This window comes from Bradyrhizobium sp. YR681 (assembly GCF_000282615.1).
GTDB lineage: Bacteria > Pseudomonadota > Alphaproteobacteria > Rhizobiales > Xanthobacteraceae > Bradyrhizobium.
Map to the genome: position 1 here is coordinate 136,576 of NZ_AKIY01000189.1, position 18,909 is coordinate 155,484.

Annotated in this window: 14 protein-coding genes; 8 read left to right on the top strand and 6 right to left on the bottom strand. The window is 65.1% G+C overall.

Going from position 1 to position 18,909, the window contains the following annotated elements; translation table 11 throughout:
* The 4 genes from PMI42_RS16345 to PMI42_RS16360 are packed head-to-tail and all read right to left on the bottom strand — an operon-like array spanning position 1 to position 3,834.
* On the bottom strand, positions 1 to 810 hold the full coding sequence (locus PMI42_RS16345; protein ID WP_008135966.1) for an ABC transporter permease: 810 nt from the start codon (positions 808 to 810) through the stop codon (positions 1 to 3).
* Entirely contained in the window at positions 800 to 1,657 is an 858-nt protein-coding gene (locus PMI42_RS16350) for an ABC transporter permease (RefSeq protein ID WP_008135969.1), read from the bottom strand. The genes PMI42_RS16345 and PMI42_RS16350 overlap by 11 nt, the downstream gene beginning before the upstream one ends.
* Position 1,658: 1 nt before the next feature.
* Positions 1,659 to 2,708, bottom strand: coding sequence for an extracellular solute-binding protein (locus tag PMI42_RS16355; RefSeq protein WP_008135971.1), 1,050 nt, complete (start codon positions 2,706 to 2,708; stop codon positions 1,659 to 1,661).
* A 1-nt stretch (position 2,709) separates the two neighbouring features.
* Positions 2,710 to 3,834: an ABC transporter ATP-binding protein gene (locus PMI42_RS16360; RefSeq protein WP_008135974.1), complete on the bottom strand. Its 1,125-nt coding sequence runs from the start codon at positions 3,832 to 3,834 to the stop codon at positions 2,710 to 2,712.
* 201 nt (positions 3,835 to 4,035) lie between these two features.
* On the opposite strand from PMI42_RS16360, the gene PMI42_RS16365 reads away from it, so the two are divergent.
* The 5 genes from PMI42_RS16365 to PMI42_RS16385 all read left to right on the top strand — a co-directional run bounded on the left by PMI42_RS16365 (position 4,036) and on the right by PMI42_RS16385 (position 12,604).
* On the top strand, positions 4,036 to 4,806 hold the full coding sequence (locus tag PMI42_RS16365) for a GntR family transcriptional regulator (protein ID WP_008135976.1): 771 nt from the start codon (positions 4,036 to 4,038) through the stop codon (positions 4,804 to 4,806).
* A gap of 1 nt (position 4,807) precedes the next feature.
* Positions 4,808 to 5,464 carry an aspartate/glutamate racemase family protein gene (locus PMI42_RS16370; RefSeq protein ID WP_008135979.1) on the top strand — a complete coding sequence of 219 codons (657 nt, stop codon included), beginning with the start codon at positions 4,808 to 4,810 and terminating at the stop codon, positions 5,462 to 5,464.
* A gap of 148 nt (positions 5,465 to 5,612) precedes the next feature.
* On the top strand, positions 5,613 to 7,334 hold the full coding sequence (locus PMI42_RS16375; RefSeq protein WP_008135980.1) for an AMP-binding protein: 1,722 nt from the start codon (positions 5,613 to 5,615) through the stop codon (positions 7,332 to 7,334).
* A 12-nt stretch (positions 7,335 to 7,346) separates the two neighbouring features.
* Complete coding sequence (locus PMI42_RS16380; RefSeq protein ID WP_008135982.1) at positions 7,347 to 10,652, top strand: acetyl-CoA carboxylase family protein; 3,306 nt, start codon at positions 7,347 to 7,349, stop codon at positions 10,650 to 10,652.
* Between the two features lie 95 nt (positions 10,653 to 10,747).
* Positions 10,748 to 12,604: a sigma-54-dependent Fis family transcriptional regulator gene (locus PMI42_RS16385; RefSeq protein ID WP_008135984.1), complete on the top strand. Its 1,857-nt coding sequence runs from the start codon at positions 10,748 to 10,750 to the stop codon at positions 12,602 to 12,604.
* 73 nt (positions 12,605 to 12,677) lie between these two features.
* Here PMI42_RS16385 and PMI42_RS16390 read toward each other — a convergent pair whose 3' ends face one another.
* Positions 12,678 to 13,232 (bottom strand): flavin reductase family protein, encoded by a 555-nt coding sequence (locus PMI42_RS16390; RefSeq protein WP_035965855.1) that lies wholly within the window; start codon positions 13,230 to 13,232, stop codon positions 12,678 to 12,680.
* Positions 13,233 to 13,291: 59 nt separating this feature from the next.
* A complete protein-coding gene (locus PMI42_RS16395) occupies positions 13,292 to 14,389 on the bottom strand; it encodes an LLM class flavin-dependent oxidoreductase (RefSeq protein WP_008135986.1) in 1,098 nt (365 codons plus the stop codon).
* Between the two features lie 426 nt (positions 14,390 to 14,815).
* Between PMI42_RS16395 and PMI42_RS16400 the strand changes: the two genes are divergently transcribed.
* From PMI42_RS16400 to PMI42_RS38000, 3 genes are all read left to right on the top strand, one after another.
* The gene (locus PMI42_RS16400) at positions 14,816 to 15,955 is read left to right on the top strand and encodes a hypothetical protein (RefSeq protein WP_008135987.1); all 1,140 of its coding nucleotides are present in this window, start codon (positions 14,816 to 14,818) and stop codon (positions 15,953 to 15,955) included.
* Between the two features lie 66 nt (positions 15,956 to 16,021).
* Positions 16,022 to 17,119: a hypothetical protein gene (locus PMI42_RS16405; RefSeq protein ID WP_008135988.1), complete on the top strand. Its 1,098-nt coding sequence runs from the start codon at positions 16,022 to 16,024 to the stop codon at positions 17,117 to 17,119.
* Positions 17,120 to 17,185: 66 nt separating this feature from the next.
* Positions 17,186 to 18,901: a lysozyme family protein gene (locus tag PMI42_RS38000; protein WP_008135989.1), complete on the top strand. Its 1,716-nt coding sequence runs from the start codon at positions 17,186 to 17,188 to the stop codon at positions 18,899 to 18,901.
* Positions 18,902 to 18,909 lie beyond the last annotated feature (8 nt).

Genomic DNA, 18,909 nt, shown 5'->3' on the forward strand with positions numbered 1-18,909 from the left:
TCAGCGGCTCCCGATCTGGCGACTGACGCCGCCAAAAATTTCGGCGCAGACGAGGCCGGCCAGCGTCAGCAGCACGATCACGCCGGAGACGGCAGCGACGCGCACGTCGAGGCTGCCTTCGAGGATCGCCCAGAGTTTTATTGGCAGCACCTCGGTTCGGGCATCGGCCAGGAACAGCGACACCGGCACGTTGTCGAATGAGGTCAGAAACGCGACAAAGCAGCTCGCGACGATGCCGCGGCGGATCAGCGGCAACGTGATCCGGCGAAATGTGTACCAGTGGCTGGCGCCCAGGCTGAGCGAGCAGGTGACCAGTACCGGATTGAGCTGCTGCACCGAGGCGCCGACCATCCGGATCACGAAGGGCACGCAGATGATGGTATGGCCGAGCACCAGGGTCGCGGCCGACAGGCGGATGCCGAGCAGGTTGAAGACCAGCAGCAGCGACAGGCCGAACGCCATCGCGGGCAGCACCATCGGCGACATGAACAGGGCATCCAGCACGCGTGCGAGCTTGAGCTTGCTGCGCGCCAGCCCGAGCGCAGCCGCGCCGCCGAGCACCGCGGACAGGATGGTTGCCGCGGTAGCGACCTTCAGGCTGGTCAGCGCGGGCTCGATGATCTCCTGCGATTGCAGCAGCTCGACATACCAGCGCAGCGACCAGCTCGGCGGCGGAAACTTCAGCGTGATGCCGCCGGTGAAGGAGATGACGACAACGACCAGCGTCGGCGCGAGCAGCAACAGCATGCCGAAGCCGGTGATCGTGCCGACAACGCCGGAATAGAGGCGGTCAATGAGGCTACGCTGCATCCACGCCTCGCACGAAGCGGCGCGACAGCGCGCCGATGGCAAACACGATTCCGGTCACGGCCAGCGTGAAGATCAGCGACAGCGCCGCTGCGAACGGCCAGTCCTGCACGCCGACCGCCTGCTGGTAGATATAGGACGGCATCAGGATGATGCGTCCGCCGCCGACCAGCGTCTGCGTGATGAAGGCGGTCGCAGCCGCGGCGAAGACGAGCAGCCAGCCGGCGATGGCACCCGGCAGCGTCAGCGGCAGGATGACGGTGAGAAAGATGCGCGCGCGGCTTGCACCGAGACCCTCCGCCGCTCGTGTCAGATTGCCGTCGAGCCGCAACAGGCTGTTGATGACCGGCAGCGCCATCAGCGGAAGCTGGATCTGCGTCAGCGCCAGCACCATGCCCTCCCAGCTGTAGAGCAGCCTCGCCGGTGCCTGCCAGAAGCCGAGCGACAGCATCGCCGAATTGATGATGCCGTCGCGGCCGAGGATGACGATCCAGGCAAAGGTCCGCACCACAGTGCTGGTCAGGAGCGGCAACATGATCAGGAAGGTGATCAGGGTGCGCAGGAACTGTCCGCTCGCGACATAGACCAGCGCGAGCGGGTAGGCGAGGATCAGCGTCGCCAGCGCGACTTCCGCGCCGAGCCACAGCGTGTCCGTCAGGACCTTGAGGCTGAACGGGTCGGACAGGAAGCGCAGATATTGCACCGGCGAGAGGCCGGAGAATTGCGGGTCGCGGAACAGGCTGACCAGCACGAGCGCGGCCAGCGGCAGCACGAAGGCTGCGAAGAACAGCGCTGCCAGCGGGACCACTGGCAGCAGCTGTCTGGATGCGGTCGTGCTGGCCGGTGTCATCTTAGATCTTTACTTCCTTGCTGAAGCGGGTGATCCATTCGCCGCGCATTGCCTGGAACTTGGTCCAGTCGAGCAGGACATTGTTGGCGACGAGATCGTCGACGCTTTTGGCGACGGTGAGGTTCGCGCCGGTCAGAGCCACCTTGCCGTTGGTCGGCATCATCACCCAGGGCGAAGCCTCGAGCCCTTTCTGCGTGTCGACCGACATCACGGTGTCGAGATAGTCGAGCACGGCCTTCGGATCCTGGTTGTTCTTCACGATCTGCGCGCTGGTGCGGATCACCACGGCGCCGGACTTCGGCTTGGCGAAAGCGATGTCGACGCCCTTGGCGGCGAGCAGCGCCACGTTGTTCCAGAAATTGAAGGCGATATCGATCTCACCCTGCTGGAACAGTGCGGCCAGTGCGCCCGGCGAAGCCGCAATCGCGCCGACATTCGGCAGCAGCTTCTTGATGGCGTCGAAGGCCGGCTCGATATTGGTCTCGGAGCCGCCGTTCAGCTTTGCGATCTCGACCATGAAGGCGGTGCCGAGGCTCGAGCCGAGCCCTGTGATGCCGACGCGCCCCTTGTATTCCGGCTTCCACAGATCCTCCCACGAGGTCGGCGGCGTTGTGATCTTCTTCGGATTGTAGGCGATGCCGATCAACTGACAGGTGATGACAGGCGCGTAACCGTCGGGATGACGGAATGCGCCTGGAATGTCGGCATATGACTTCGACTGCTCGACCGGGAATTTTTCCAGCACGCCGCTCGCGATCGCCGGGATCAGCGGCCCCTCGTCGAACAGCACCACGTCGAAGGGTGGCGCGTTGCGCGAGGCCTGGATCTTGCCGATCTGGTCGACGCCGAGCAGCGGCGTGAAGGTGACGCCGCCGTCGCTGGTCTTCTTGAAGGCCGGCCCGACCACCGAGCGAAAGGCCTCGTCAAAGCTGCCGGGATAGGTCGTCGCCACGATCGAGGAGGCGGCGCGCGATGATGTCGGCCATCCCAGGCTTGCCGCCGCCAGTGCGGCCGAACCTGAGGTGAGCAGCGATCTCCTGTTTAGGCTCATGTCAAACACTCCTTTGCTGATGGTCTGGAACGCCGTCGACCGGCGTGCTGAACACGCTGACGCGCGAGGTGTCGCAGATTGAGAGCCAGGCCGCTTCTCCGGCTTGTGCCCTTGCGATGCCGGCGGCGCGAGCCTGGCTGATCTTCACGGCCTCGCCGCTCGCGGTGATGCCTTCGGTGACGCTGACCGCGCCGAGCGGCACGGTGGCGCGGATCGTGACGGGAATGGCGCCCGGCTGCTCGCCGCCGCCGAATGCGATATTCTCCGGGCGAACCGAGATCGTCACCGGTGTGCCGCGGCGCCGCTGCACGGAGCGGCCGAGATCGATCTCGGGGCCTGCATCGAGCTGCACGCGATCCGTCTCGGTCACGGTACCGCGCAGCAGGTTGGTGTGGCCGATGAAGCTCGAGATGAACAGGCTCGCCGGGCGGTCGTAGAGCGCATCCGGGCTGTCGATCTGCTCGATGCGGCCCTTGTTGAGCACGACGATGCGGTCGGCCATCGACAGCGCCTCCTCCTGGTCGTGCGTGACGATGATGGAGGTGACGCCAAAGGTCTTCAAAAGGCTCTTGATCTCGATCTGCATGTCGAGACGCAGATTCTTGTCGAGCGCCGAGAACGGCTCGTCGAGCAGCACGAGGCCCGGGTCGATCGCAAGCGCACGCGCCAGCGCCACGCGCTGCTGCTGGCCGCCGGACAGCTCCCCCGGAAGCCTGCGCGCGTACGCGGCCATCTGCGCGAGCCCGAGCATCTGCTCGACCTTGGCCGCGACCACGTCCTTCGCCGTCTTGCGCGCCCGCAATCCGTAGGCGACGTTCTCGAACACGGTGAGATGCGGAAACAGCGCATAGTTCTGGAACACCATTCCGATGCGGCGGCGATTGGCCGGGATGTGCTCGACCCGCGCGCCGTCGAAACGAACCTCGCCTTTCGACGGGCGCAGGAAGCCCGCGATGATCTGGAGCATCGTGGTCTTGCCGCAGCCGGACGGACCCAGCAGCGCGATCAGCTCGCCGGCTGCGACAGCGAGATTGATCTCGTCCAGCGCAACGGTCGCGCCGAAGGCATGGCCGATGCCCCTCAGATCCAGCGAATGTCCGCGCACGTCACTCAACGTCAGCTCCATCCTTCGCGTTGTCTCAGCGCGAGGAGGGTTAGCAATCGCCGTGCCAGAGCGGGCTCTTCGCTAAGATGTTGGAGATGCTGTGTTAATTTTTAGGCGCCAAAAATTGGCGCCAATTTATTGATTATATTGTAAACAGTGTGATCGCCAATTTGTGCAAAAAACGGGCTCCGGCAACGTTCCAGAATCCTGTAAAAGCGAGACATGAAGCGAAGCCGCCCTCTCAAGCGCAAGACGAAGCGTCCTGAGCCGAAACGCCCGGAGCCGGAAGCCGTCGATCTGCGCAGCATCGACGACGATCCGGTGGTGCAGGGCATTTTGACTGCGATCAGCCAGAAGCGGCTCAAGCCTGGCGCCAAACTCGGCGAGGACAAGCTCGCGGCTGCGTTCGGCACCACGCGGATTCACATCCGCCAGGCGCTCGCCCATCTCGCCTCGCGCAAGGTCGTGATGCAGATCCCCAATCGCGGCGCCTTCGTTTACAGGCCGAGCTGGGAAGAGGCGCAGGATGTCTTTGCCGCGCGCCGCATCATCGAGACCGCCACCGTCGCGGCTGCGATCGATCGGCTGGACAAGACAGGCAAGGCCGCGCTGAAGGCGCATATGGAGCTTGAAGCCAAGCACGATCGCAACGATCGCTGGGCCTCGCTGTCGCTGACGGCCGAATTCCACATCCTGGTCGCCAAGCTCGCCGGCAACAAGGTGCTGCTCGACATGTCGCGCGAGCTGATGCTGCGGACCTCGCTGGCGATTGCGACCTTCGAGCAGCCGGGCGAGCCGGATTGCTCGCCGGATGCACACCCCGACATCGGCGCATTGATCCTCGCCCGCGACAAGACCGGCGCGATCCATGCCATGCGCCATCACATCGAGGAGATGGAGCAGCGGATCAGGCCGAGCGAGGGCGAGGACGAGGTCGATGAGCTCACCGCGATCTTCCAGGAGATCGGCGCGCGGGCGCGGGCAGGCGGATAGCATGGCCGGCCGCCGCATTCTCCTGATCAATCCGAACAGCAACGGGGCGACGACCGCGATGATGGTGTCGATCGCGAAGTCTGCGGTCGTCGACGGTTTCGACATCGACGGCGCCACGGCAACGCGCGCGCCGATGATGATCGTGTCGGCGGAGACGCTGGATGCGGCTGCGCCAGAGGTCGAGGAGATCGCACGGGCGCATCGGAATTCCTGCGACGGCATCATCGTGTCGGCTTTCGGCGATCCCGGCCTTGCCGGGATCAAGGCGGAGCTGAAGCTGCCTGCGGTCGGCATCGGCGAGTCCTCGATGCTGGAGGCGGCCGAGAATGGCCGTCGCTTCGGCGTCGCGACCACGACACCGCTGCTGAAAGCGAAGATCGACGCCCTGCCGGAGGCGCTGGGATTGCGTTCGCGCTACACCGGCACGCGCTTCGCCGGCGGCGATCCGCATGAGCTGATGCGCGATCCGGCGCGGCTGCGCGCGGCCCTTGCCGGCGCGGTCGAGGCCTGCATCACGCAGGACGGGGCGGAAGCGATCATCATCGGCGGCGGGCCACTCGGCGAGGCCGCGCGCGAGCTTCAGCCGATGTTCGCTGTCCCTGTCATCGCGCCGATCCCGGCGGCTGTGCGGCGGATCATTCGTCTCGTCACGGCGTGACGTCTGGTTTTTTCCGCGCCGCGGCATCGGCCATGCTGCGGAAAACTGTTTTCCTTGACATCAACTCTGCCGTGCTCGACGTGTAACGACATCGAGTGATGGCACGCGCGTGCCGCCGCGACAAGAAAAGCAGCACGGGAACGACGCCATGAGCGCAGGCCTCACCGAGAAGGATTACCTCGCCACCTTGCGCGGCCTGTGGGACAAGGCCTGGCCGAAGGGCCTGCCGCGTTCGCCGAATTATCTGCACGGTGAAGTTCCCCTGACGGAATATCTGCGCGCCTGGGCGAAGCGCAGCCCCGAACGTCCTGCGGTGATCTTCTACGGGCACGTCACCACCTATGCGGAGCTGGACCGGCAGAGCGACCGCTTCGCGGCACTGTTGCAGGCCAAGGGCGTGCGCAAGGGTGATCGCGTCGCCGTGTTCCTGCCGAACTGCCCGCAATTCCACATCGTGTTCTTCGGAATCTTGAAGCTCGGCGCGGTGCATGTCCCGGTCAGCCCGCTGTCGCGCGCGTTCGAGCTGTCCTACGAGCTCAACGACACCCAGGCCGAAGTGATCGTGGCGCTGGACCAGTTGATCCCCGTCGTCGAGCAGGTGAGGGGCGAGGTGAAGCTGCGCGAGATCATCGTCACCAGCTTTGCCGATGTCGTGCCCGCAACCCCGACGTTCCCCGCGCCGGACTCGATCCGCACGCCGCGCATCGCGGTCGCAGGCGCGACTGATTTGTTGCCGGCGCTCGCCGCGCTGCCCGCACCCATGCCGCTGCCCCCGCCCGGCCTCGATGATGTCGCCGCGCTCAATTACACCGGCGGCACCACCGGCATGCCCAAGGGCTGCGTCCACACGCATCGCGACATGGTCTATACGGCCGCCGCCAATTACGGCATCTCGGTGCTGTCGGACGAGAGCAGCGTGTTCCTGTCGTTCTTTCCGGAATTCTGGATTGCGGGTGAAAACTTCGGCCTGATCTTCCCGCTGTACTCCGGCGGGACGCTGGTCCTGCTGGCGCGCTGGGACGCCGTCGGCGCGATGGCCGCGATCGACAAGTACAAGGTCACGATCACGGCGATGCCGGTCGACGGCGCGGTCGAGCTGATGGACCATCCGCGCTGGCGCGAGTTCGACCTGTCGTCGCTGAAACAGGTGCGTGTCGTCTCCTTCGTCAAGAAGCTGAATGCCGACTATCGCAAGCGCTGGAAGGATCTCACCGGTACGATCCTGATGGAGGCGGCCTGGGGCATGACGGAAACCCACACCTCCAACACCTTCACCGCGGGCTTCCAGGACGACGATTTCGATCTCAATAACCAGCCGATCTTCGTCGGCCTGCCGGTTCCCGGCGCCGAGTTCAAAATTACCGATTTCGAAACCGGCGCGCTGCTGCCGCTCGGCGCCGAAGGCGAGATCCGCGTGCGCACGTCGTCGCTGCTCAAGAGCTACTGGAACAAGCCGGAGGCGACCGCGGAATCGCTGATCGACGGCTGGCTGCGCACCGGCGATATCGGCACCATCGACAAGGACGGCTTTCTGCACTTCCTCGGCCGCCGCAAGGAGATGCTGAAGGTCAAGGGCATGAGCGTGTTTCCGCCCGAGATCGAAGCGCTGCTCGGCCAGCACCCGAAGGTGCTGGGTTCGGGCGTGGTCGGGCGCGACGATCCCGACAAGGGGCAGGTGCCCGTGGCCTATATCCAGCTCAAGCCGGAGGCGGTCGGCACCATTTCCGCGCAGGATCTGCGCGCCTGGTGCGCCGAGCGCATGGCCGTCTACAAGGTCCCGGAAGTGCGTATCATCGAGGCCCTGCCGTTGACGGCAACGGGCAAGGTGAAGAAGCAGGACCTCAATCCCGATCTTCCTGCTGCCCTCTGAGTGAGAGAGACGATGTCGTTCAAGAAGCTCCTGATCGCCAATCGCGGCGAGATCGCCATTCGTATCGCGCGGGCGGCGGCCGATTCCGGCATCGCGACGGTTGCGATCCATCCCGCGGACGATTCGCTCTCGCTGCATGTGCGTGTCGCCGATGAGGCCGTCGAAATTCCCGGTCGCGGCGCGCGGGCCTATCTCGATATCGAAGCGGTGGTGAAGGCGGCCAAGGCTGCCTCCTGCGACGCCGTGCACCCCGGCTATGGTTTTCTGAGCGAGAACGCGGCGTTTGCAAAAGCCTGTGCTGACGCAGGCATCATTTTCGTCGGACCCAAGGCGAGCGCGCTCGAACTGTTCGGCGACAAGGTCGCGGCACGGCAATTGGCCAAGCGCTGCGGCGTGCCGATCATCGCCGGCACCAGCGGGCCGTCGAGCCTCGAGGAGATCACGGCGTTCTTCACCTCGCTCGGCAGCAATGCGGCGATCGTGATCAAGGCCATGGCCGGCGGCGGCGGCCGCGGCATGCGCGTGGTGGAGAGCGCTGCCGATCTCGCGGAGGCCTTTGCGCGCTGCCAGTCCGAGGCCAAGGCGGCGTTCGGTTTCGACGGCGTCTATGCCGAGCGGCTGATCCGGCAGGCGCGCCATATCGAGGTGCAGATCATCGGCGACCGCCATGGCGCGATCTCGCATCTCTGGGAGCGCGAATGCACCATCCAGCGCCGGCACCAGAAGCTGGTCGAGGTGGCGCCGAGCCCGTCGCTCAGCGACGGCTTGCGCGGCCGCATCATCGAGGCGGCAAAGCAGCTTGCGGCGGCGGCGGCTTACGACAATCTCGGCACCTTCGAGTTCCTGGTCGACGGCGCCGCCGATGAGACTTTCGCTTTCATCGAGGCCAATCCCCGGCTCCAGGTCGAACACACCGTGACGGAAGAGGTGCTCGGTCTCGACCTCGTCCGCGCCCAGCTCGCGGTCGCTGCCGGTGCTTCGCTGGCTTCGCTCGGCTTCGCGCAAGCTGCGATCCCGAAGCCGCGCGGCTATGCCATGCAGCTCCGCGTCAACATGGAAACGCTGGACGAGACGGGCGCGACGCATCCGACCGGCGGCGTGCTCGCATTGTTCGAGCCGCCGTCGGGCCCCGGCGTGCGCGTCGACAGCTTTGGCTATGCCGGCTACAAGACCAGCGCCGCCTTCGACTCGCTGCTCGCCAAGGTCATCGTGCATACGCCGGGCGAGGCCTGGCATGACGTGGTCGCGAAAGCCTCGCGCGCGCTGCGCGAGTTCCGGATCGACGGCGTCGTCACCAACATCGCCTTCCTCCAGGCGGTGCTGGCGCATCCCGATTTCAGGACCAACCGCATCGCGACCGATTTCATCGACCGCAACATCGGCAAGCTGGTCGAGGCGGCCGATGGCGCGGCCAGGCCGCTCTACTTTGCGGCGGCCGAGCGAAGCGGTGGCCACGGCACTGAGGCCCACGTTACGCAGATCGTACCGGAAGGCGCTGTGATGGTCGCCGCTCCCTTGCAGGGCACCATCGTCACCATTCAGGTGAAGGAGGGCGAGATCGTGCGCCCCGGCCAGCAACTGGCCGTGATCGAGTCCATGAAGATGGAGCATCTCGTTATGGCCGAGCAGGGCGGCTGTGTGATGAAGCTCGTCGCCGGCGACGGCGTCACGCTGATGCATGGCGAGCCGATCATGTATCTCGAGCCGCTCGATGTTGCGGCCGACGCGTCGGCGGCGGAGACCGATGTCGATCTCGATCACATCCGCCCGGATCTCGCCGAGCTGATCGCGCGCCAGGCCAACACGCTCGATGCGAACCGGCCGGCCTCGGTCGAGCGCCGCCGCAACACCAACCAGCGCACCGCGCGCGAGAACGTCGCCCAGCTCGTCGATGACGGCTCGTTCATGGAATTTGGCAGCCTTGCCATTGCCGCGCAGCGGCGCCGGCGCAAGCTCGACGATCTCATCAAGAACACGCCGGCCGACGGGCTCGTGATGGGCGTTGCCACCGTCAATGCCGACAGGTTCGGCGGCGAGGGCGGACGCTGCATCGTGGTGGCCTATGACTACACCGTGCTCGCGGGCACGCAGGGCCACATGAACCACAAGAAGATCGATCGCATGCTGACCTTGGCGGAAGACTGGCGCGTGCCGCTGGTGTTTTATGCCGAAGGCGGCGGCGGTCGGCCCGGCGACACCGATCGGCTCGGCATGACCGGCCTCGACGGCCCGTCCTTCGTGCAGTTCGCACGGCTCTCCGGCCTCGTTCCCGTCATCGGAATCGTCTCCGGCTATTGCTTTGCCGGCAATGCCGCGATGCTCGGCTGCTGCGACGTCATCATCGCCACCAAGAATGCCTCGATCGGCATGGGCGGCCCGGCAATGATCGAAGGTGGCGGGCTCGGCGTCTATCATCCGGCCGAGGTCGGCCCTGCCTCGTTCCAGTCGCCGAACGGCGTCATCGACATCCTCGTCGAGGACGAGGAGGAGGCGACATCCGTCGCGCAAAAATACCTGTCCTATTTCCAGGGCGCGGTGACGGAGTGGCAGGCCGCCGACCAGCGCCTGCTCCGCCGTGCCATTCCGGAGAACCGCCTGCGCGTCTACGACATCCGCAGCGTGATCGATCTCGTCGCCGACAAGGACAGCGTGCTGGAGCTGCGCCGCGACTACGGCGTCGGCATGATCACCGCGCTGATCCGCATCGAGGGCAAGCCGTTCGGCCTTATCGCCAACAATCCACGCCATCTCGGCGGCGCGATCGATGCGGATGCCGGCGACAAGGCCGCGCGCTTCCTCCAGCTCTGCGACGCCTTCGACCTGCCCATCGTCTCGCTCTGCGACACGCCGGGCTTCATGGTCGGTCCGGAAGCGGAGAAAACCGCGATCGTCCGCCACGTCTCGCGCATGTTCGTGACCGGCGCGAGCCTCACCGTGCCCTTGTTCGGCATCGTGCTGCGCAAGGGCTATGGGCTCGGCGCCCAGTCGATGATCGGCGGCGGCTTCCATGCCTCGTTCTTCACCGCGGCCTGGCCGACCGGCGAGTTCGGCGGCATGGGGCTCGAGGGCTATGTCCGCCTCGGCTTCCGCAAGGAGATGGAGGCGATCGCCGATCCCGAAGAGCGCGAGACCTATTACCGCAACAAGGTCGCCGAGCTCTATGCCAACGGCAAGGCGGTCTCGATTGCGTCCGTGTTCGAGATCGACAACGTGATCGACCCCGCCGAGACGCGGCGCTGGATCATGGCGGGCCTGCGCTCGGTGCCGAAGCCGCCGGCGCGGACGGTGAAGAAGCGGCCGTGCATCGACACGTGGTGAGGGCAGTGCAGCAATAGCTGCGTCCCGGTTCCCGATTGACATCCCCGCCTGTGGTGCCAGACTTTGCACAATAATACAGGGTGGAGACGTCCGCGATGGCCAGCCTTTCGGCCTCGAACCATGTCGCCCGTGTCTTGTCCGTCGCCAATCATGTGGCCGACGTCGACGCCTCGTCGCGGATCGCCAATTCCTGGCGGCGCTGCCTGATCAGCCACAAGCTCGACCCCGCCCGCCAGGGTCCGCCGCAGACGCTCACCGAGGCCGAGATCCGGCACGTCGCCGAGCCGATGGAGGAGACGATCCGGCTTGCGATGCCCGAGCTCGACGATCTCGCCCGCGTTCTGCGCGACGCCGGCTACTGCGTCAATCTGGCTGACACGAACGCGACCATGCTGTTCAGCCGCCTGCCGGGCGAAGCTGACGCCAAGATGTTCCTGGACTGGAAGATCTACACCGGCTCCAACTTCGCCGAGACCTTTGAGGGCACCAACGGCCTCGGCACCGCGCTGGCCGAGCAGAAGCCGATCCTGGTGCATCGCGACGAGCATTTTCGCGCTCAGTGGCACATGTTCTCCTGCGCGGTGGCACCGCTGTTCGACCAGGCCGGGCGGCTTGCGGGAGCCGTCAACATCACCTCCTGCCGCGAGGATCTGGAGCGTGCCGCGCATCAGCTCGCGCTCGCGGTGACGATGGAGGCGACGCGGCGGATGGAAGGCGCGATCTTCCGCGGCCATTTCCGCGATGCCTGGATCGCCACCGTGCCGGGCGACGGCGGCAGCGGCCTGCTCGCCTATGACGACGATCGCCGCATCGTCGGCGCCTGCCGCTCCGCGCGTGCGCTGCTCGGCCTCACCGACGGCATGATCGCCTCCGGCATCGATCTGTCGCGCTACATCAAGCTCGACCATCTCGCGGCCCGCAGTGCCGACGAGGTCGTCGAGCTGCGCCGCGCCGACGGTCGTCCGCTCGGCCGGGGCCATGTCGCGCCGCCGCTGCGCACGAAGACCCAGGCGCCGCGCCGCGATGCGCCCGCCGATCGCTTCGATTCCCTGCATCGTCTGGCCGGACGCGATCCCGGGCTGATCAAAAGCGTGAAGCGGCTGAGAAGCATCGGCGATCACAATCTGCCGGTGCTGCTGCACGGCGAGACGGGCGTCGGCAAGGACGTGTTTGCGCGCGCCATTCACGCGGCGAGCAACCGCGCGCGCAACCATTACGTCGCGCTGAATTGCGCGGCGATGCCGGAGAGCCTGATCGACGCCGAGCTGTTCGGTTACGAGGCCGGCGCTTTCACCGGCGCACGGCGCGATGGCTCCAAGGGCCTGATCGTGCAGGCCGACGGCGGCACGCTGTTTCTCGACGAGATCGGCGACATGCCGATCGCGCTGCAGACGCGGCTGTTGCGCGTGCTGGAGAACCGCGAGGTCTGGCCGCTCGGTGCGCTCAAGCCGGTGCCGGTGGATATTCGATTGATCAGCGCCACCCATCGCGATCTCGGCCGCATGGCGGAAGAGGGCGCGTTCCGAGCCGATCTCTATTTTCGTCTCCGCGGCATGGAGGTGCGGCTGCCGGCGTTGCGCGAGCGCGCGGACAGAGATGATATCATCCGCCAGATCGCGCGCGAGGAGGCGCCGAACTGTCGCCTCTCGGACGAAGCCTGGACGTTGCTGTCGGCCTATCCCTATCCCGGCAACATGCGCCAGCTCCGCCACGTGCTGCGCCTCGCCGGCTGCACGGCGGAGCATGGTGTCATTGCTGATGCCGACCTCGATCTGCCGCCGTTTGGCGGGCGAGGGGAGGAGCCGGATCTTGAAGCTGCCGAGCGCGCGACGATCGTCGAAGCCCTGCGCAAGCACGGCGGCCGCGTGACGGAAGCAGCACGCGCGCTGAAGCTGAGCCGCGCCACGCTGTATCGCAAGATCAAGCAGTTGAAGATCGAGACGGCGCAGTAGCGACGAGGAGCGAGCCCCGGGCTTCGCCTCTCCCCGCGTGCGGGGCGAGGGAGCGCACCGCCGATGTCGCTCCTTACGAAAAATCGCTCCAGCTCAGGTGCCGCGAATCGAGGTCGCCGACCGTCACGGTGCCGCGGATCTCGTGAGGGACGTGGAAGCTGCTGCGCAGATAGACCAGCGGTGCGGCCCCATCCGAATGCGAGACGCCGCGGACCTCGCCGACGAAGATCGAATGCGTCCTGGTCTCGAACTCCTGCGCCAGCACGCAATCGAATGCCGCCACCGCATCCGTCAGCACCGGGGCGCCGGTTGCGCCGCGTGTCCATTGCCCGAAAGCAAAGCGATCATCGCCGTTGACGCCCTTCTGGCCGCTGAAGGTGAGCGCCAGCAGCGCGTGGTCCTCGTGCAGAAAGTTGATCGCGAAGGCGCCTTCCTCGCGGATGCGCGCATGCGCGCTGGCGTTGCGATTGACGCACACGATCAGGGACGGCGGATTGTCCGACAGCGAGCAGGCCGACGTCACCGTCAGGCCCGTGCGCTTGCCGTGCTCGGCGCCCACCGTGACCAGCGCGACCGCGCCGGCGCACTGGCGCATCGCCTGCTTGAAATCCTTCGCGTCCACGCTCACGCCAAAAATCTCCGAAATCAATGCGGGTGCGGCACGATCGCGCCGCACCCGCGCCTCCGTCAAGCCGCCTTCTTCGCTGAGCCGAGATGCTTCAGGCGCGGCATCACTTCGTTCTTGAGCAGCGAGAGCGAGTGGTGCCAGGCTTCAGGCCTGTGCTTGTAGTCGAAGCCGAACACGCAGAGCACGCCGAAGCCGCCGACCTCGTCGTAGATTGCCTCGATCTTCTCGGCGACCGTCGCCGGCGAGCCGACGATCCAGTTCCGCTTGGCGCAATATTCGACCGTGACGTCGCTGTCGGGCACGTCGGGTGCGTGCTTGAGATAGTCCTTGAAGCCGAAATGGCCGAGCAGCGGCAGGAAGTATTCGCTCATCATCCGGCCCATCATGTCGCCGGTCGAGAGCTTCCAGGCCTCTTCATCGGTGTCGGCGACGAACACCTCGCGCACGAGACGCCAATCGGCCCGGTTCGGCTTGCGCCCGGTCTTGGCGGCGCCGATCTCGACCGAATCCCAATGGCTGCCGACATAGGCCGGGTTGAGGTTGAGGCTCATCGGGATGAAGCCACGCTCGCCCGCGAGCTTTAACGTGTCCGAGTTCTTCGACAGACCGGCGACGCCGATCGGCGGATGTGGCGTCTGCAGCGGCTTGATGTGCGGCTTGAGGAAGTCGAACATCGTGTCCGGCTTGGTCACCGTCCAGAACTTGCCCTTGTAGGTCCAGGGCGCGGGGTCGCTCCACATCTTCAGGATGATCTCCAGCGCTTCGCGGGTCATATCGCGGTTCTGGCCGCTCATGCCGTCGACGTTGAACATCGCCCAGTCGCTCGGCAGGCCGCTCGCCGCGACGCCGAAATTGAGCCTGCCCCCGGAGAGATGGTCGAGCATGGCGACGCGGTTGGCGAGCTCGGCCGGATGGTGATAGGGCAAAAGGAAGCCGCCCGGGCCGATGCGGAGCGTCTTCGTCTGCATCAGCGCCTGTGCGATCAGAAGGTCCGGCGTGGGATTGGGTTCCCAGGGTGCGGTGTGGTGCTCGCCGACCCAGGCCTCCTGATAGCCGAGCTCGTCGAGCCAGCGCATCACTTGCAGGTCCCAGTCGTGTCCTTCCTTCAGGCCGCACTCCGGCGGATGCGAAGGCATCGTGAAATAGCCGATCTCCATGGGGTTCCTCATCTGATGTTGACGCGTCTTTTTGCGCGCTCCGGAACTTTAACAACACGCCTTCAGCAAGCGGTGTGCCAGCGTCTGCCGGGCCAATCTTCGGGGTTTGAGGCGTGCAAAGCGTGCGAATGCGCTGAAATCGCGGAACCTGGATCGAGACGCTGTCTCACTGTCGCAAGACGCAGTCTCGTCGGTGACACACGGACCTTGCCGCGCGCACCGGTGCTTGTGCGTTCGCGCAATGGTTGCGTCGGGCGTGTCATGGCGGTTGCTATTCACGCAATCGCGCAGGAAATGCGCCTTTAGAGCAACACCGGCGTTCTTGGTTGCGTGCTGCGACGGTACGCGCACAGGGCGCGTCTTGCCAAAGTAGCAAGTGTCTGATCTTCTATCGTCCTGATTGACGCTGCCTTGGGGGGCGGCCTTATGTATAGATTTTTAGTTCTCACCCTCGCATTGTGGGTGGGCGGTTGCGGCATTGTTCGTCAGGAGTTGGATAATCGCGGCGGTTACGTCGATTATCTGGCCGATAAATATTGGTGGAAGGCGGATTCCAAGAAGACGCGCGCGCTGCGCGCCTACGCGTTGCACGCGGCGATCGCGCGCATCGCGATGATCAGCCCCAAGGGCGCGCCCGAGCGAAATCAACTCGCATACCAGATTGGAAGTGCGGGCGTTTATGCGCAGCAGCTCGTGAAATGCGCTTATGACAACCCGGGCGAGCCATGTTTCTACTTCGACAGCATCATGGTCGACTATGTCAACGCGCTCTACACCGCAGCCGTTGCCGCGTTGCCGATCGAGGATGCCCAGAAGCTCATTAGCAATATCACCGGCGGCATCGCGGGTACGGCCGGGGCCGTCGATATCCTCCACGCCCTGATCCAACTCGGTGCCGACGCGGTGCGCTATGGCACCGTCTCGGCGGCGCTGTACCGCGATTCCCTCGAGCTCGAAGTCCAGGTCTGGATCAACTCGCCGAACGAGCCCGGCAGCATGGTGAGTGCGCAGGACGTCGCGGAACTCGCGGCGATCTATGCGACCGGACGAGATGACATCTCGGCCTGGAAGGCCCAGATCGAGGCGCTGCTGGCCAAGGGGCTCGAGCCGACGCCGAACCGTCGCTACCTCGCGCGGCTGTTCCAACTGATGACCTATTCCTGCGGCAAGATCACGACGGACGAAACGTTCCGTAGCCGATGCATCGTCAATCCCGGTGTCACCGACGCCCAGATCGCCGACCTCGGCCCGCCGCCGTCGTCATTCGGCGGCGTTGGAAGACGGAGCGGTGGCAGAACGACACCGGACGATGGCAAGAAGTCTCCCCGTGCTCTCACTGAGAATGACAGGGCTCTCGCCGAAGCCGATCGGGAATGGAAGGCGAAGCTGAGTGAGGTCGTCGAGGCGGAAAAAGCTCGCGAAGACGTCAGGAAGAATTTGCGGGATCATCCGGAACAAGCGGCCCTCCTCCAGCCCCAGATTGATAATTTCAAGTCGATCATTGACGAAAAGAAGAAGGCCGCTGATGCGGCCAAGGCCAAGCGCGATTCGCTGAAGAAGAAGTAGCGCGCAGGCGCACGTCCTGAACGCGAGCCTCGGAACGCGGCTTACAACCAGTTGGGGAGAAGCACCGTGAGCGATGCAGAGAATTCGGCAACTGCGCCCCAGGATGACGAGAAGGTCGTCAGCCGTCCGAGGGACAGTCAGTTCAGCGCCATCAGCCCGAATGCGGCCGGCTGGTTCGGCGCGGGCCTCGTTGGCCTCGCTCTGGTCTGCTTCGTGCTCGTCAATTGGAGTACGCCGACGAGCTCGCTGGGCTCGGCGGCGCTGGCCGGCACCGCCATCCTGGCGATCGGGCTGGTCGCGCTGATCGTTCTGTCGCGCGCCGTCGGCATTGTCGAGCCTTCAGCGGCACTCGGCTTGCCGCCGGGGTCGATCAGGGCGTTGCTGGCGCTCGGGCTGGCGATCGTGTTCGTGTCGGTTGCCTCCTGGGTGCTCGGCGGATTGTTCGATCCGACCGGCCGGGCCATCAGTACGGTGCAGATGGCGAGGGGCGACGTCGACGCTTACCGCAAGAATTATCCGGACAGGGACTACATCATCGGCGAGACCAGCGTTCCCGTGAAGTCGGGTACGCCCACCGACGTGATCGTGAAGGTCTATCTGAAGCAGGATCAGGGCATGCTCGACATGGCCAAGCAGATCCTGACCATCTCGGCGACGGTGCTGGTGACCGTGGTCGGTTTCTACTTCGGCAGCAACTCGTCGTCCGAGGCTCTGAAATCCGCTTTGGCCGGGCTTCAGGGCGGAGCTGCCGGCCCTGCGACGCCCGATGCCGTCCTCGGGGTCGGGCGGGAGATTGCGGGCGTCGCGACGGATGTCGGGAAGAAGATGACCGCGCTCGGTTCTGATCCGATGGCGCCGCTCGCCGCCGCCTTGAGGGCCGCGAGCCCTGATGTGCAGGCCAAATTGGCCGGGACCCTGGTGGACGCCCAGCAGAGCTTCGACAGTCTCAAGGCGGCCCAGACCGATCTGATCGCCAAGGCGGATCGCGCCAAGGAATTGTCGGCGACCGTGAAGCCGGATTCCTCAGCGGCGGATCTCATGCAGACGCGCGATCAGCTGGTTGCGCTGCGGACCGGCGTCACCGAGGCCAGCCGGAAGTTCGACCAGAGCCTGGCAGCCTTCACCGCCGCCAAGGATGCAATCCTGCAAGGCACGGCGAAGTGACGGTCCTGGCAGCAGGGCAACGACACGGTATCGGCAGTTACATCGATCAGGCATGGGCGACGTGACATGACAACCGGCATGGTGAAGACCGACAATCTCGCGTTGCGGAAGACTCCGGATCCGAACGGTGTCTCGACGGGTATCCTGCAGAATGGCGCGGTGTTCGACGCCATCACCAGCCTCCACATGAGCAATGTGCTCTGGTGGCTGGTCTCGACCAAGTTCGACGCCGAGACCCGCGTCGGATGGCTCCAGGCCGAATTCCTCCAGTTCGACGGGCCGGTCGTGGGGCGGCTCGACTGGAGCAAGACTCCGCAACTGGGCTCGTCCGGGTTTCACAATTTCAAGGGCGGCCAGAACTGGAAGTTCGACAGCGACGGCGTCTATCTCGAGGACGATCCGGACAACCCGCGCAGGTCCGGTGGCGAGCCGAAGACCTGCGCCGCCATTCTCGACATCTACGAGCAACAGATCTTCGATGCTTCGATGAAGCACGGCATTCCGCCGGAGCTGATCGTGATGACGATCGCGACCGAAAGCGGTGCGGACCGGAAGACCAAGTTCACGGGCGCGCCGACCTTCCGCTGGGAGGCGGCGCACACGACCTACAGTGCCGGGCCGATGCAGACGCTGGCGACGACGGCCGAGGAAGTGATCGATATCCTTCAGCTCAGCTACAACAAGAAGACCGTTGCTCCGGCATTTGCCATCAAGCCAAATCCGATTCCCGACGATCTCAAATTGTACGATGGCGCCACCAACATCGACATCGGCACCGGTGAGATCAAGCTCAACAACAAGCGCCACAGCACCGGCTTCGACCCGATCCTGGTGGCGGCCTGTTACAACGCCGGCAGTCTGCGCGAGACCAATGCGAACCCCTGGAACCTGTTCACGTTCGGTGACCACCTCAACCGGTCTGCCGAGTGGATCGGGGACGCCTGCTTCTTGCTGAAGAAGCTGCGCGGCGGCGGCATGCTCGATCCCGAGGTCGCCAGGTCCAATCCGCAAAACGTCGTCAATGACAGCGATCCGGACAAATTCCAGGTTACCGGACTATTGAGCGACGACGCCGACGCCGAGGTCGCCTATTTCCGCGATGCCGGCGCCGAAGCGCAGAAGATCAAGACGCCCGACGGCTTCTTCAGCGTCCTCGTCAGTTTTCCCAAGGACCTGACTGAGCCGCCGGCGCGTCAGGAAGCTTTGCCGCCCGTCACCTTTGCGGATCCGACCGATACCAAGGGCTACGTGCTCTGCATCGACCGGATCAGGACCGAGCAGAGGAAGGGCATGGGTTATGCGAGGACCGTCGGGATCTATCAGGCCTATATCGACGGCAAGAAGATTCCGGAAATTTCCGGCATGGTCTGCGAACGTCAGGGACCCGGCGACAACACCAAGGTCGGCCAGAACGAGCATCAGCGCCTCAAGGCGGGTGCCTATCGGCTGTTTACGCATGCCGGCGCCAGCCAGAAGTATCGTACGCACAATTACACCAAATCGAGCGTACCCGGCGCCACCGCGCGGCCGTGCTTGCGCGTTGCCGATACCGGTGTCCGTGAGGGCGTGCTCATTCATCCGGCCCAGGGCTATCTGTGGAGCATCGGCTGTCTCAACCTGACTGCGCCGTTGAGCGGCCCCCAGGACAACATCAACTATGCCGAAAGCCGGCGACGGGTGATCGCCCTGATCGACAACATGGCGGCGACGATGGCGGATTTTCCGAGCTCGGACAACCGGGACACCGGGGCCACCCTCTTGATCCGCGATCACGACGCCTGATCGCGGAG